This is a genomic window from Bacillus sp. KH172YL63, from assembly GCF_011398925.1.
In the GTDB taxonomy this organism is placed as follows: domain Bacteria; phylum Bacillota; class Bacilli; order Bacillales; family Bacillaceae_B; genus Rossellomorea.
In genome coordinates this window covers 4,010,184-4,025,305 of record NZ_AP022842.1, presented here as the reverse complement: position 1 = coordinate 4,025,305, position 15,122 = coordinate 4,010,184, and the positions used below count along the sequence as shown (strand labels likewise).

The 15,122-nt window shown below is 40.7% G+C and carries 17 protein-coding genes; 13 read left to right on the top strand and 4 right to left on the bottom strand.

The window, feature by feature from the left end:
* The 3 genes from hutI to KH172YL63_RS20405 all read left to right on the top strand — a co-directional run bounded on the left by hutI (position 1) and on the right by KH172YL63_RS20405 (position 2,660).
* Entirely contained in the window at positions 1 to 1,293 is a 1,293-nt protein-coding gene (gene hutI / locus KH172YL63_RS20415) for an imidazolonepropionase (RefSeq protein ID WP_173107799.1), read from the top strand.
* The gene (gene hutG / locus KH172YL63_RS20410; protein ID WP_173107798.1) at positions 1,271 to 2,224 is read left to right on the top strand and encodes a formimidoylglutamase; all 954 of its coding nucleotides are present in this window, start codon (positions 1,271 to 1,273) and stop codon (positions 2,222 to 2,224) included. Before hutI ends, hutG begins: the two co-directional genes overlap by 23 nt.
* Positions 2,225 to 2,336: 112 nt before the next feature.
* The gene (locus KH172YL63_RS20405; protein WP_173107797.1) at positions 2,337 to 2,660 is read left to right on the top strand and encodes a hypothetical protein; all 324 of its coding nucleotides are present in this window, start codon (positions 2,337 to 2,339) and stop codon (positions 2,658 to 2,660) included.
* A gap of 62 nt (positions 2,661 to 2,722) precedes the next feature.
* Here KH172YL63_RS20405 and KH172YL63_RS20400 read toward each other — a convergent pair whose 3' ends face one another.
* Entirely contained in the window at positions 2,723 to 3,043 is a 321-nt protein-coding gene (locus tag KH172YL63_RS20400; RefSeq protein ID WP_173107796.1) for a hypothetical protein, read from the bottom strand.
* 261 nt (positions 3,044 to 3,304) lie between these two features.
* On the opposite strand from KH172YL63_RS20400, the gene KH172YL63_RS20395 reads away from it, so the two are divergent.
* Complete coding sequence (locus KH172YL63_RS20395; protein WP_173107795.1) at positions 3,305 to 3,442, top strand: hypothetical protein; 138 nt, start codon at positions 3,305 to 3,307, stop codon at positions 3,440 to 3,442.
* Between the two features lie 155 nt (positions 3,443 to 3,597).
* Complete coding sequence (locus tag KH172YL63_RS20390; protein ID WP_173107794.1) at positions 3,598 to 4,479, top strand: helix-turn-helix domain-containing protein; 882 nt, start codon at positions 3,598 to 3,600, stop codon at positions 4,477 to 4,479.
* Between the two features lie 96 nt (positions 4,480 to 4,575).
* On the opposite strand, the gene tagU is transcribed toward KH172YL63_RS20390, so the two are convergent.
* The 3 genes from tagU to KH172YL63_RS20375 all read right to left on the bottom strand — a co-directional run bounded on the left by tagU (position 4,576) and on the right by KH172YL63_RS20375 (position 7,601).
* Positions 4,576 to 5,517, bottom strand: a complete 942-nt coding sequence (tagU, locus tag KH172YL63_RS20385) for a polyisoprenyl-teichoic acid--peptidoglycan teichoic acid transferase TagU (RefSeq protein ID WP_173107793.1) — start codon at positions 5,515 to 5,517, stop codon at positions 4,576 to 4,578.
* A 154-nt stretch (positions 5,518 to 5,671) separates the two neighbouring features.
* On the bottom strand, positions 5,672 to 6,730 hold the full coding sequence (locus KH172YL63_RS20380; RefSeq protein ID WP_173107792.1) for a C40 family peptidase: 1,059 nt from the start codon (positions 6,728 to 6,730) through the stop codon (positions 5,672 to 5,674).
* 88 nt (positions 6,731 to 6,818) lie between these two features.
* Positions 6,819 to 7,601 (bottom strand): SGNH/GDSL hydrolase family protein, encoded by a 783-nt coding sequence (locus tag KH172YL63_RS20375; RefSeq protein ID WP_173107791.1) that lies wholly within the window; start codon positions 7,599 to 7,601, stop codon positions 6,819 to 6,821.
* A gap of 202 nt (positions 7,602 to 7,803) precedes the next feature.
* Here KH172YL63_RS20375 and KH172YL63_RS20370 point away from each other — a divergent pair, with 202 nt between their 5' ends.
* The 8 genes from KH172YL63_RS20370 (at position 7,804) to KH172YL63_RS20335 (ending at position 15,120) form a co-directional block, all read left to right on the top strand.
* Positions 7,804 to 8,550 (top strand): YveK family protein, encoded by a 747-nt coding sequence (locus KH172YL63_RS20370; protein ID WP_173107790.1) that lies wholly within the window; start codon positions 7,804 to 7,806, stop codon positions 8,548 to 8,550.
* Entirely contained in the window at positions 8,537 to 9,238 is a 702-nt protein-coding gene (locus KH172YL63_RS20365; protein ID WP_173107789.1) for a CpsD/CapB family tyrosine-protein kinase, read from the top strand. Before KH172YL63_RS20370 ends, KH172YL63_RS20365 begins: the two co-directional genes overlap by 14 nt.
* Before the next feature lie 102 nt (positions 9,239 to 9,340).
* Positions 9,341 to 10,108, top strand: a complete 768-nt coding sequence (locus KH172YL63_RS20360) for a tyrosine-protein phosphatase (protein WP_173107788.1) — start codon at positions 9,341 to 9,343, stop codon at positions 10,106 to 10,108.
* Positions 10,109 to 10,475: 367 nt separating this feature from the next.
* The gene (gene galU / locus KH172YL63_RS20355) at positions 10,476 to 11,363 is read left to right on the top strand and encodes a UTP--glucose-1-phosphate uridylyltransferase GalU (protein WP_173107787.1); all 888 of its coding nucleotides are present in this window, start codon (positions 10,476 to 10,478) and stop codon (positions 11,361 to 11,363) included.
* A 55-nt stretch (positions 11,364 to 11,418) separates the two neighbouring features.
* Positions 11,419 to 12,060 (top strand): sugar transferase, encoded by a 642-nt coding sequence (locus KH172YL63_RS20350; protein ID WP_173108320.1) that lies wholly within the window; start codon positions 11,419 to 11,421, stop codon positions 12,058 to 12,060.
* Between the two features lie 14 nt (positions 12,061 to 12,074).
* Complete coding sequence (locus KH172YL63_RS20345) at positions 12,075 to 13,256, top strand: O-antigen ligase family protein (RefSeq protein ID WP_173107786.1); 1,182 nt, start codon at positions 12,075 to 12,077, stop codon at positions 13,254 to 13,256.
* On the top strand, positions 13,257 to 13,997 hold the full coding sequence (locus KH172YL63_RS20340; protein WP_173107785.1) for a WecB/TagA/CpsF family glycosyltransferase: 741 nt from the start codon (positions 13,257 to 13,259) through the stop codon (positions 13,995 to 13,997). It abuts the gene before it with no gap.
* 1 nt (position 13,998) lies between these two features.
* Complete coding sequence (locus tag KH172YL63_RS20335; RefSeq protein ID WP_173107784.1) at positions 13,999 to 15,120, top strand: glycosyltransferase family 4 protein; 1,122 nt, start codon at positions 13,999 to 14,001, stop codon at positions 15,118 to 15,120.
* The last annotated feature ends 2 nt before the right edge of the window (positions 15,121 to 15,122 follow it).

Here is a 15,122-nt window from a genome sequence, read left to right as displayed (position 1 = left end):
ATGACCGCAGTACACTACGACACCATCATCGACAACATCGGCCAGCTCCTGACAATGGATCATGGGAACCAGGGGGACGGACCTCTAAAGGGTACAAAAATGGCCGATTTACCAGTGCTTGAAGGTGCGTCCCTCGCCATTAAGGACGGGCTCATCGCATGGATCGGCACCCATGAGGAGGCGCAGGAATTGAAGGCGACGGAAAGGATCGATGGGGAAGGGAAGCTTGTGACGCCTGGGCTTGTTGATCCTCATACGCATCTGGTGTTCGGCGGGTCACGTGAGCATGAGATGGCCCTCAAGCAGCAGGGAGTCCCGTATTTGGAGATCCTGAAGCGGGGAGGGGGCATCCTATCGACTGTTGGCGCGACACGGGAAGCGACGGAAGACGAACTCTTGAAGAAAGCCCGCTTCCATCTGAACCGAATGATCAAGTACGGGGTCACGACGGTAGAAGCGAAAAGCGGATACGGTCTTGACCGGGCGACTGAGCTGAAGCAGCTGCGGGTGGCGAAACAATTGAACGACACCCATCCGGCGGACATCGTCTCCACTTTCCTTGGTGCCCATGCGATTCCACCTGAGTTCAAAGGGCGCTCCGATGAATTCCTGGATGAAATGCTCGATCTGTTGAATGACATCGAAAATGGCCAGCTTGCCGAGTTCGTCGATATCTTCTGTGAAACGGGCGTGTTCACGGTGGAACAATCACGCCGCTTCCTCTCCAAGGCGAAGGAAAAAGGATTCTCCGTGAAAATTCATGCCGATGAAATCGATCCGCTCGGCGGCACTGAAATGGCAACCGAAATCGGGGCAACGAGCGGGGACCACCTTGTGGGCGCATCCGACAAAGGCATCACGGCACTGGGAGAAACCGACACGATCGCGGTCCTGCTGCCAGGCACGTCCTTCTATCTGAACAAAGGCAAGTTTGCCAACGCAAGGGGCATGATTGAAGCGGGAGCGGCCGTCGCCCTGTCCACAGACTTCAACCCGGGCAGCTCGCCGACTGAGAATCTGCAGTTCATCATGAACCTGGCATCGCTTCAATTAAAGATGACGCCAGAAGAAATCTGGAACGCCGTCACGGTCAATGCAGCCTATGCAATCAACAGGGGCGACACAGCCGGGAAACTGATCAAGGGACGTAAAGCCGACCTCGTCCTGTGGGATGTCCCGAACTATCATTACGTTCCGTATCACTACGGCGTGAACCACACCCACACTGTCATGAAAAACGGCCGGATCATCTACCGCAAGGAGAAGCTCCATGAGCACATTTCAACACATTAAGCCGGCAGGAAAGGCCCAGTTCAAGGACCGGTACACAACGAAAGCATCGGAGCTCTGCACGCCGTGGGTAGAAGGGAAGAAAGGGGACATCGCCATCATCGGCGCCCCCCTCTCCAAACCGTCCATCTCCCACTCCGGCGCAAGCTTCGCGCCTGACGCGATCAGACGGTGCCTGAATGCATTCACCACATACAACATCGAACGGGGGACGGACCTCGCCGAAGAAAACAAAACCATCATCGACTTCGGTGACATCACCATGCATCCGACATCGATTGAAGAATCCCATCAACGAATCTATGAATCCCTCACAGAGGTGATGAATACCAACGCATCACCCTTCACGATCATCCTTGGCGGCGACCATTCCATCACCACGTCCACGGTGAAAGCCATCAAGGAAACGAAGGGAACGGTCGGAATCATCCAGTTCGATGCCCATCATGATCTACGGAACACGGAGGACGGTGGCCCGACGAACGGGACGCCTTTCAGGAGATTGATAGAAGGAGGGCACCTCAAGGGAGAGCACCTCATCCAAATCGGCATCCGCAATTACGCCAATGCGAAAGCGTATCATGATTATGCCATCGAGCAGGGTGTGACGGTGCATACGATGAAGGATGTGCGTGAGTACAATGGCGGGATATCGGCAATGATCCGGGACGCCCTCTCGCAGCTTGAAGGTCAGGTGGATACGATCTGTCTGTCGGTGGATATGGATGTGCTGGATCAGGCATTCGCACCCGGGTGTCCGGCGATCGGTCCGGGCGGCATGCACCCGGATACACTCAAAGTGGCCATAAAGACCGCCTTGCAACATCCGAAGGTCACTGTGATGGATATTGTAGAGATTGATCCTACGCTCGACATCAGGGATATGACGAGCCGTATCGCGGCCCTTTTACTCCTGGAAACTCTCGTGAATTAAAGTAAAAGCTTTGGCATCACCACATGCCAAAGCTTTTTTTAGGTCCTCATAGGAAGTTCAGTGTCAGTTGTAGAATGATGGAATGTATGAAACATTCAGGAGGTTAAATCAAATGGTGCAAGCGCTTATTGGTATGGTATTCGCCTGGTTATTTCTGATTATATCTGCAGTGGTCGTCTTCAAACTCCCTTCTTTATTGCATATAAAGAGCACAACGTTTGAGAAGAAACTGACTGTTGAGGCTGTCATTTGGATAGGATGTGCATCACTCATCCTTCTCATAAATCCGGTCTATGTACTTGTGAAAACATTCGCACTGGCTGTGATCTTTCTAAACATTTCGAAGCTAATCGCTGTGCCAATGCTTGTGCGTTTCAAACAAACGAACAGAAGAAAATACCTGATCCTAAAGCGGTTTATTAGGAAATTCTGGTGAGGTCCGTCCCTCCAAGTAAAAAAATCCACGTCAGTGTGGATTTTTTGAGTTTACAGGGTTATTTATATGCTTTCTTGTCTATTTAGTTCATATCCGGCGTGGATTTCTTTCATGCCGATGATTTTTAGGAAGTGCTTGAGTTTTTTCATGCATGTTTCTCCGAGGTCACCTGCAATTTCGTATTGATCGATGACGGCGCATTTATCAATATGGGCATTTGTGGTGTGCTGGGACTTTCGATAGGTTACGCTGTCATTCATGGCGTAGGTTGAAACCATAGCTTCCCCGATCTTACAATCTCCCTTGGTGAATTCGAATTGAAATACAATCGACAAATCTACATCTGAGTATAGAGGATTTACTTTCATGCTTATGTTTTTCATCATGAAGCCCCCTTTCTGTTATTGTACTTTTATCCTATCACACACGGGAAAAAGGGGATTTTAGGCTGATGCACCCATTTTGGTTAAACAACTTGTATTTAGGGTGGAATCAACCGTTTTTTGTCCTTTCCCATAACTCTAAGCATAAATTGAAAAAATCCGTGGGAAGAAAAAAAGCTTCCCTGAGAGAGGAAGCACTTTTCAAAAAGTCTGTATAATCAGTATGCCCAACCTGGTAAATCATTCTGAGGAGTAGTCACAGTGGAGTTTGAAGAAACACTCGCAGCGCTTGTCGTTCCGGCAAATCCTAAGATTAAGATGGAAGCTGTCACAATTGCAAGAAAACGTCTTTTCATAGGTCTTTCCTCCCTTTCTTCTTCAAAAGAAGTTTCGTTATGATTATTAAAAGAAATGTTATAATTATTAAAACATATTTCCTAAGAGTGTAAAAAGTGTGTGTATCATCCTTTTTTCTTATTTTATGAATATATAACAGTGTTTTCTAAGGTTTATAGCTAAAAATATAACTTTAGGCATATTTAGGAGAGGGTTTAATGGATTTTGGGGCAGTAGGAAGAAAAATAAAAGAGTTACGAAAGAATAGCGGATTATCTCAGGAGGAATTGGCTGAAGGCATTTGTACCCAGGCTCAGATCAGCAAGATCGAGAAGGGAGATGTGTTCCCTTATGCGTCGACCCTCTATCAAATTTCACAGAAATTAGGGGTGGATGTGAACTATTTCTTCGATATTGGGACAACCCCAAGATTGGATTATGTTCAGGAAGTATTCAAGCAGCTCCAAATCATGAGGAGAAGTCTCCGCTTTGAAGAGATGATGGACATTGTACGGACCGAAGAAGTCAATCCATTGTTTCTTCAGAATAAGAAAAACATGCAGCTTCTTCTTTGGCATAAAGGCATATATCTCTGGGAAGTGAAGAAGGATGTCGAAGCTGCCATTTCTACGTTAAGGGAAGCGTTGAATATCACCCATGTTAAAGGGAAAGTCATGCTCGAACGTGAAATTGAAATCCTTCTGACGATCGGTGCCATTTATTATAATGAGGATTACGAGAAAGCATTGGCCGTCTTCGAAGAGGCCAAAGGGCATATCCAGGTGCTGCCTCATATTAATGATTATACCATCAAAACAAGACTATTCTATAATATGTCGAGGGTATTGACGAAATTAAACAGGATCAATGACTCTAATCGCTATTGTGAAGACGCGATTAAGTGGTGTTTGAATAAAGATAGCCTTTATTTATTGGGGGAGCTGCATTATCAAATCGGCTATAATTTAGAACTGTTGAATCAGCCTCAAAAAGCGAAGGGCTACATGGAAAAAGCGCTGATCGTATTTGAACTTCAGGAAGATGACAAGTATATCATGTTCATCCGCAATAAAATCAAAGAGCTTTCAGAAGTGAAATAGTATTGCGTACAGGAAAGGACCAGCCAAGAGCCGGTCCTTTTTTTGCTGGGGGATGTTTTTTTTTTTTTAAAGCCGACCACGAGGGCCGGCAACAGGTTACTGAAGATTCAAGTGGCTTTTCAACTCTTCCTGGACCTTCTGTCTTTCTTCCTCAGGGACGATATAGTAGTAAATATCCTGGCTGCCGTTGTTGATCATGGCGCCGCTCCCTGCAATCTGGCTTTGTTTGATGTCTTTCGTCGCATCTTTGTAGTTCTTTTGAATCTCAACCATTTCATCGAGGGTGAGGTTCGTTTTCACGTTATCACCGATCGCTTCAAATATGTCGCCGTAGTTCCATAGAGATGAAACGCTGGCGCCTTCCTTGATGACCGCTTGGATGACCTGACGCTGTCGTGCCTGTCGTCCGAAGTCACCACGTGGGTCTTGCTTTCTCATACGGGAATAAAGAAGGGCCTCATCGCCGTTTAGTGAAAGAGCACCCTCATTGAATGTATGCCCTGAATAGGTGAAGGCGAAATCGTTATTCACCGTCACGCCGCCGACAGCGTTGACGATGTCTTTGAAGCCTTCCATGTTGATTTTTGCATAGTAATCGATTGGGATATCAAGGAATTGTTCGACTGTATCCATCGACATCTCTACTCCGCCGAAAGCGTAGGCGTGGTTGATCTTATCATCGATGCCTTTACCGACGATCTCCACGCGTGTGTCCCGTGGGATGCTGAGCATCTTCGTCGTCTTTTCCTGAGGGTTCACGGTCACGACGATCATCGTGTCGGAACGTCCCCGGTCGCCGGCTCTTTCATCCACACCAAGGAGCAGGACGGAGAATGGGTGCTTCTTGTTGAATTCAACTTCTTCGGTCCTCTTTTCCGATTTCGGACGATCTATTTCCTCGTTCATGGTTTCCACGGTTTTATTGAGAGAATGGTAGATAGAATAGGCATATGCGCCTCCCCCTAAGAAAAGAAGAAGAACGATGATTCCTACAACCTTTGGCCATTTTCTCTTTGATGTATGTTTATCTGATCTCATGTTTCATTCCACCTAATTAGAATAATTTTGAACATAACAAGAATATACAAGATATGGATAGAAAAAGATATACTTTAATGAAAAATTTTGTCATATGATGGAGACTGGAAAAAGGGCTGAAAACCATCCATGGTTATCAGCCCTTCCGTACCTTCTATAATTCATAAAATCTCTTGAATCCATCAAACTTGGATTTCCAATAAGAGTTACTCAGACTCGTGATCTGGACCCCATTGTCGCCTGCGTGGATGAATTGATCATTTCCTAAGTAAATGCCTAAATGAGATATGCCTTTTTTGTATGTATTTTCAAAGAATACAAGATCTCCAGGCTGTGGGTTGTTTACATAGTAGGAGCGATTGTAATAGCCGCCGCTTGATAAGCGTTGGATCGGAGCGCCTGCCTGTTTGTAAACATAATAGATATAACCGCTGCAATCGAAGCCTCCGGCAGTTGATCCTCCCCATACATAAGGCGTACCGAGGTGGGACTTGGCTTCTTTCAGTAGAGTATCTACATTGAAAGAAGAGGATACGTTCTCCGGCGGAGCCTCAGGTGCTTGAGGTGCTGTCGGCGTGGAAGCACCCTGGATTGACAGTTTCTGACCGACATAAATCATGTCATTCTTCAATCCATTCCAGCTCTTCAGCTGCTGGACCGTTACGCCAAATTGTGCACCGATGTAAGACAGTGTATCACCGGACTTTACCGTGTAAGTTGTGCTCCCGTTTTCGCTGGATTGCTTCGGGGGAGCGGCGGGTGCCGTTGGTACAGGAGTTGCAGTCGCGGCCCTGTTCTTTGACACCTTCAATACCTGACCGGGGTAGATCAAGTGATTACTGAGACCGTTCCATGCCATCAAGTCCGATAAGGAAATCGAATATTGATTGGCAATGGCACCGAGTGTGTCTCCGGATTTAACCGTATAGGTTTGCCCTGCCGATGTAACAGGTTCTTCCTTCTGCTTGGCAGGAGCCGGTGTATTGACGGAAGGGACAGAACTCTTTGCTACCTTCAAAACCTGATTCGGGTAAATGACTTCTGATTGAAGCTGATTCAGAGATTTCAAGGTAGAAACAGTTGTATCATGCTTCCTGGCAATCGACCATAAGGAATCCCCTGATTCTACTTTATAGGTGTTCGCCGAGGCGATACTTGCGAACGATGAAGATAAGACAGCAGTAGCAGCAACGGAAACCAATGCTTTTTTCACAGGCACTTCTCCTTCTTTTCATAGAGTGATAGATAATACCGTCATTTTATCACAATATTTGGATGAATATCACTATAATTGTCATAATTTATTCCGAAATCAAGTAATCGATGACCCCTTGTGCCCAAGCTTGTTGACCTTCTGCATTCGGGCTGCTGTCTGCATTCAGATAATTTTTGATTTCTTCGTCGTCTACGCTTGGCCAATTCTCCCAATGGTCGATATACGGGATTTCATGATCCTCTGCAAACTCCCGGGTCTGCTCGATCTGGAACGCATATAAGTTGGGAGAATAGACGGGCTGCGGAGGAGTAAGAGCGAAAAAGGTGTCATCTGCATCACCTTGAATACCGTCCATGATGGTTTCGATGTTGATTAATGAATCTTCGATCACCACTTCACCGTTATCGTTCAGGGTGAGAGGTTCGAAGATGACAAGATTTGGAGAGAAGTCAGCGATTTCCCCATACTTTGTCTCATTTACGAATTCAAGTGTATTCATGTCGAAAGAAACACTCTGTACGGTGATCGTATCCCCATAGACGTCCTGAAGCTTCTCCATGACAAGATCGTCCCAGCCTTTTTCCGCTGCATCCATTGCCTGTGATCCCATCAGGACGATATGAAACGGTTCGTCTGCTTTGGCTTTCTCTTCGTATACTTCCTGTGCCCCTTCAGGCCAGTTCTCCATAAATGATATATAGTCATCTTCATTGGCCGCTGATTCTTTGGTTTCGGAAGTGACGGCTGGCGCGGTCTCCTGACCTTCTTTCTCCCCGCTTGTGGCCGTCATGGAATTCCAATGCAGGTTGCCATAAACGATGACCCCGGCGGCGATGATAAATAATAGTAGAATGAAAGCTTTTTTCATGTGTATCCCCCTCTGAAAAAATGTTGGAAAATAGAACCAATGTGTGAATTCTACTTCCAATAAACGGTTGACTGTTGTTTAATAGTAAATATAACAAATGATTTCAATTCTATTAAAATTATGACAAGATTCCCTTAAAATAACAAGAACTTATGATATAATATGACAAGATTTTCATTTACAAGATATGTAGGAGGCAATCATGGAAGAAACGATCAGCTTAAAAGAGCTCATACATACGCTCAAAAAGCGTATGAGTCTCATCATCATACTGACACTGATGGCAGTCACGGTAAGTGCCGCGATCAGTTATTTTGTGCTCACACCCATTTATCAATCGTCCACCCAATTACTCGTCAATAAATCGAATCAGGAGCAAGCAGGTCTCAATATCGGGGAAGTACAGACGAATCTCCAATTGATCAATACGTACAACGTGATCATGAAGAGTCCTGTCATCCTCGATATCGTGAAAGATGAACTCGATCTTGATATGTCGACAAGCACCCTGAATGAACATATCACTGTAGCAAGCCAGAAGGATTCCCAGGTCGTGAACATTCAAGTTCAAGATGAGGATCCTAAGCAGGCAGCAGATATTGCCAATAAAGTGGCAGAAGTGTTTAAAGAAGAAATCGTCAAGATCATGAACGTGGATAACGTCAGCATCCTGGCGAAAGCAGAGCTTGGTGAGAACCCCTCTCCTGTCAAACCGCAACCCCTTTTGAACATTGCGATTGCAATGGTCGTAGGATTGATGGCCGGTGTAGGACTTGCCTTCTTATTGGAATTCATGGATAACACGGTGAAGAACGAGCAGGATATCGAGAAGCATCTTGGGATGCCGATCCTCGGTGTGATCCCGACGATCACAGACAGCGAGTTTCAGAAAGTAGCCCACCGCCAAGAAAGAACGTCAAGACGCAGAGGTGAAAGTGTCGGTGTTTAATAGAAAAGGAAACAAACTTAACTCAAATATCCGTAAATTGATTGCGAAGGTTAATCCGAAATCTCCAATCTCGGAGCAGTTCCGGACGATTCGTACGAATATTCAATTCTCATCGGTGGATCAAGAATACCGCTCGATCATGGTGACATCATCAGGACCAGGGGAAGGGAAGTCGACGACGGCTGCCAACCTGGCTGTGGTGTTCGCCCAGCAGGGAAAGACGGTCCTGTTGATCGATGCCGACATGAGAAAGCCGACGGTCCATTATACATTCAACTTCCCTAATACAACGGGTCTTACGAATGTATTGACGAGACAGGTAGCACTGACAGAAGCCGTGAAAGACAGTGGAGTGGACAAACTTCATATCCTTTCAAGCGGTCCCGTGCCCCCGAACCCGGCTGAGCTGTTGAGCTCACGGGCGATGGAGCAATTCTTCGAGGATGCGTACAAGGAATATGACTTGATCATCTTTGATACCCCGCCTGTATTAGTCGTAACAGATGCTCAGATCTTGGCTAACCAATGCGACGGATCTATCCTTGTGGTGTCCAGCGGGAAAACGGAAATCGACGCAGCCAAAAAATCGAAGGATTTGTTGGAGTCAGCAAGAGGCAAGCTGTTAGGCACTGTCCTTAATAATAAAAAGATCACGGACACTAGCTATTATTACTATTACGGAAAATAAACAACATTCGACAAAATACACCCCTTTACAATGAATGCTGGTGGTGTAAAATGGAATTCGATGCAAAAATAAGTCAAATGTACTAGAAATGGAGGAGTTGTTATGATTGATATCCATAGTCATATCCTTCCTGGGGTCGATGACGGAGCGAAAACGATCTACAACAGCATAGACATGGCAAAACAGGCTGTTTCAGAAGGGATTCATACAATCATTGCAACTCCCCATCACCGGAATGGTAAATATTCTAACGTGAAGTCAGACATCCTGCCATTGGTGAAAGAAGTCAATGAGCGTTTCATAAATGAAGGCATAAACCTCGAGGTCCTTCCCGGGCAGGAATGCCGGATTTATGGGGAGATATTGGAGGACTATCATAAAGGGGAGATTCTTCCTTTAAACCACATGTCCCAATACATATTCATCGAGTTTCCGTCGAGCTCCGTCCCGCGGTTCGCTGAACAGTTATTGTATGACCTGCAAGTAGAAGGGCTGATGCCCATCATCGTTCACCCGGAACGGAACGCTGAACTCATGGAGCGGCCCGAGAAACTGTACAAGCTGGTGCAGGGGGGCGCAGCGACACAGCTGACGGCATCAAGCCTGACAGGCTACTTCGGCAAGAACATCCAGAAGTTCTCACAACAAATGATTCAAGCCAACCTGACACATTTCATCGCATCAGACGCCCATAATATTCATAATCGCACCTTCAAAATGGAAGAAGCGATGGACTTTATAGAGAAGAAGTACGGAATAGACATGGTCTATTACTTTACAGAAAATGCAGAGATGCTAGTCGATGGGAAAAATATATATAAAGAAATACCTGAGTTGATCAAAAAGAAGAAATTCCTCGGAATCTTCTAACCTATCAGGATACAGGTAATCCTAAGGTACTATTGTCGTTGGTAAATCGGAATAAGCAGCACACAGACAACAGTAGAATTTTGGGAATGTCTCCTTACCGTTATCATCGGAGGCACTCGGTCACGCCGTGGGTGAAGGGGCAACTTCGCCTTAGACGCTCGTCGTCGGTGGTGGGATGTGAGGAAGGGTTAGATGCCCACAAATATTAATTTTAAAAAGAATAAAAAAATAATGAAAACGCTTTATTGTTGGTTGGATACCAATTGGATACCTAATGAAAAAACATTTGGAGAATGTGTTTTTTCATTAGGTATTTATTATGTCGTACACAAAAAACCTTCAAAACACATTCAAGGGGGATACCAAATTGAAAAAAGTAAGAAAAGCGATTATTCCAGCAGCAGGGTTAGGAACGAGATTTTTGCCTGCAACGAAGGCTATGCCTAAAGAAATGCTACCAATTGTAGATAAACCTACTATTCAATATATTGTAGAAGAAGCTATTGCCTCAGGAATTGAAGACATTATTATTGTTACCGGAAAAGGAAAACGTGCAATAGAAGACCACTTCGATCTTGCACCTGAACTTGAAAGAAGTTTAGAGGAAAAAGGTAAATTTGAATTGTTGGAGAAAGTTCAACACTCAAGTAACCTTGTAAATATCCATTACATCCGTCAAAAAGAACCTAAAGGATTAGGTCATGCAGTATGGTGTGCCAGAAGCTTTATAGGTAATGAACCATTTGCGGTATTACTAGGAGATGACATAGTAGTAAGTAAAACACCATGTGTAAAGCAACTAATTGATCAATATGAAGAAACAGGTTCCTCAGTCATAGGTGTTCAAATGGTTGAACATAATCAAACGGACCGCTATGGAATTATTGATCCAGCTACAAAGGAAGATAGGAGATATCAAGTCAACAATTTTGTTGAAAAACCAACTTTAGGAACAGCACCTTCAAACCTTGCAATTATGGGACGTTACTTGTTAACACCTGAGATATTCGATTTGCTTGAGAAACAAGAAAAAGGTGCAGGTGGAGAAATTCAGTTGACAGATGCAATTCAAAAATTGAATGAGACACAAAAAGTGTATGCTTATGATTTCGAGGGCAAACGCTACGATGTGGGTGAAAAACTCGGATTTGTTAAGACAACTATAGATTTTGCGTTAGAGAATGAAGAAATTAAGCATGGGATTATTGAATATATGGAAAGTATTTTAATTGATAGAATTCCTCTGAAAAAGTAAATTAGTAAAGGGTGATAAATAAGTGTCGAACTTTGGGGAAAAAGAGTTAATATTTATGGAAGCGACTGAAATAGTTGTAATCAATGAAAGTAAGATATATAAACTTTCAAAGAGAACCATAGATATTATTGGAGCTTCTCTTGGGATAATCTTATTATTAATGCTGTTTATAATAATTGGTGTACTTATTAAACTGGATGATCCAAAGGGAGCAATCTTATTTAAACAAAAAAGAGTAGGAAAAAACCAAAAAGAGTTTAATATGTATAAATTTCGTTCCATGGTTACAGACGCTGAGTTCAAATTAGCTGATTTAATACAAAAAAATGAGGTCAGTGGAGCTATGTTTAAAATGAAAGAAGACCCCCGGGTTACAAAGATCGGAAAATTCATCAGGAAAACAAGTATAGATGAACTTCCGCAACTAATTAATGTGCTTAGGGGAGAAATGAGCTTAGTTGGACCTAGACCTCCCCTACCAAGAGAAGTAAAAGAATACAGCAAACACGATATGCAACGGCTTTTGGTGACACCTGGATGCACAGGGTTATGGCAAGTAAGTGGGAGAAGTAATATTGGTTTTAAAGAGATGGTGAGGCTAGATATAAAATATATCAAAAATAGAAGTTTAAGTTTGGATTTGAAAATAATTATGAAAACTATTTGGGTTCTACTAAAAACTGAAGGCTCTTACTAATATGGAGAAATTTCATGAAACTATTTTTATTAATTAATCTAACAATAATATATTCTCTTGGGCTAGGTTTTAGTAGTTTACTGTACCAGGTATTATTTTTTGTTTTGTTAATAATTAACTCAACATATGCATTTTATTTATTCTTAAATCGACCAAATAAGAAAAGTTATTTTGAAGTCAATATATTTTTCCTGCTAATTATTGTGGGATTATGCTTAATTTCAAACGGAAACTCTTTGGCAGATTTTATATCATACTTCTTAAGAATTTACTACTATATAACACTTTTTTATATAGTCTCTCTATATACTTCGTTTGAAAATGAACGATCAATAGAAATATTAAAATTTTTAATGAAGATAACGATGTTTGTATCAATGCTGTCACTGATTTTGTATATTCTATTTAGTGAACCATTATACCTAAATATTAATGGAAGTTTATATAGTATCCTTATTGAACAGAGTTTTTTTGGGAAAAATATAATCTCTGGACCGTTTATTGCTGTAAATGAATTTGGAGACCTTCAAGTTTTTCTATTGCTTTTCAGCTTAGTAGGAATACAAAATAAAATTAAATTTTCTAAAATTTCATTTGTGTTATCAATTATATTAGTAATAATGACTATAAGTAGGACCTCGATATTTTTATCACTACTAATATTTTTAGCATATTTGTTTATAGAGAAAAAAATAAAGCCTGTATATGTTTATTTAAGTATTTATCTTTTTGGTCTAATAATTATTATCCAGAAGTTTATAAACGTTTTTTATTTTTTAGGAAAATTTAATCAAACCGAACTTTTTTCTGGAAGAGAAGAGCTTTGGAGAGCATCAAAAATTATAATATCAAACCATTTTTTTATGGGTACCCCTATTTCTCAAATTAGAAACCTCTATGATTCCAATTTACCAGCATCTTTACAAGGTTTAGGTGCTCATAACATGTATCTTCATCTAATGGTGATTACTGGTGTTCTAGGTTTTATTGCTATAATGACATTTCTTTTATATATTTTTGTAAAAGCAGGTGTTAGGAAAAATAAGCAATTATTCTTTATTAGTTTTTCTCTAGTATTATTAGTTTTTATTAGAGGTATTACTGAATCTGGGATACTTTTTATTTTCTCATTAAGAACATGTTTTGTGTGGATTTTGTTGGGAATAATATTTTCTTGGAAAAGAGGAAAGATCTAAATGGATTTCAATGGAATAAAATTATTTTTAGATACATCAGACCAACTAATAAAAAGAATCATTTCAAGTGTGTCAGAGCATAAAAAATCATATTTTTATGCTCTGAACCCGGACTGTTATCTTAAATTTCTAGATGATTATAAATATAAAGAGATATTGCAGAACGAAAAAAACATAGTATATGTTGATGGTATGGGTATTATATATACCCAGAAATTTTTGAAATTACCAGTAGCTAAGGAACGAATAGCAACTACTGATTTATTCCCTCAACTATTAAAAGAATTAAATCAAAAAAAATTAGGATACAGAATATTTTTATTAGGAGGTAAGGGGGAAACTGGGAAGAGAGTAATAGAAAGATTTAAAAAAGAATACCCAAATGTCAATTTCGTAGGATACCACCACGGGTATTTTGAGGAGAAGGATGTAGCGGACATAATTAGTATTGTAAATAATTTAGAAGTAGATATACTATTTGTGGGATTTGGTTGTCCTGTTCAAGAAAAATGGGTTGACGATCATTCAAAGGAATTATATAACGTAAAAGCATTCATTACATGTGGCGGTTTGTTTGATTATTACTCAGGTAATGTAAAAAGAGCCCCCCTTTTTATGAGGAAATATGGACTTGAGTGGTTATTTAGATTAATACAAGAACCCAAGCGTTTATATAAAAGGTACTTATTTGGAAATGCTAGGTATGTAACTCATATGATAGGTAAGAAGTTAGGAGGATAGAATGAAAAAAATAAAATTTTATACTGAAAATGATATTAATAAACAAAATAAGGTAGGCAGCACCAAGTATATACAGCAAATTCTATCTTTTTATAAAAGCCAAACTATTAATGATGTAGAACTTTGCATAATTAATAAACCAAAAATTAATAAAGTAAATAAGATAAAAGCTTTTATTTTGTTACTAACTAAAAATATACCAGTACAGAATACTTATAGAGAAAAATTTTCTGAATTAGACACCCATAGCACTAATGAGTTTTCCATAATAGAAAGTATATATTTAGCTCCATTTATCAAAAAAGGTGATAACTCAGTGTTATTAGCTCAGGATTCAATTGCGAGATTACAACAGTCAATAGCTATGAATAGTTCTAATTGGTTAAAAAGAATTTATTACTCAATTAGTTCAATTGCATACTTAAAATTAGAAACACAAATATATAAAAAATTCAAAAAAGTAATATTTGTATCTGAACTGGATAAGCAATTTATCGAATCAATGGTAACTTATAGAAATTTTTCAGTTCTTGAAATAGGGTTGGATGAGGATGATTTATACATCAATAATGATATCAAATTGATGGGGGAAATTAGAAAAACATATGGTGATTATATTTTATTTACAGGAAATATGGAATATCCACCAAATCACGAAGCTTCTTTAAGGTTAATAAATGATATATTTCCATATATTAAAAACAAAAAACCGAAATTAAAATTATTACTCGCAGGAGTGGGTAGTGAAAAATATAATGCTCCGGATCATAACATATTCGGGATAGGAAAAGTTGATAGTTTAAAAGAATATATACACTGTTCTACTATATATGTTTCTCCATTGGTATCAGGTTCTGGAATGAAGAATAAGATACTTGAAGCTTTAGCTCAAAATAGTATAGTAATCGCTTCAGATAAAAGTGTAGAAGGAATTAAGACTATAATAAACAAAGAACACTTAATAATTTCAAATGAAAATGGTGAGTTTATTGAAAGTATATTAAGTGTATTAGAAGAAAAAAATAAGTACAGTAATATAAGAGAGCAAGGTTATAAATATATTTTAAATCATCATATGTTTGATTCGAAAAATAATACCTTACTTCATAGTTTATTTGAATGAGG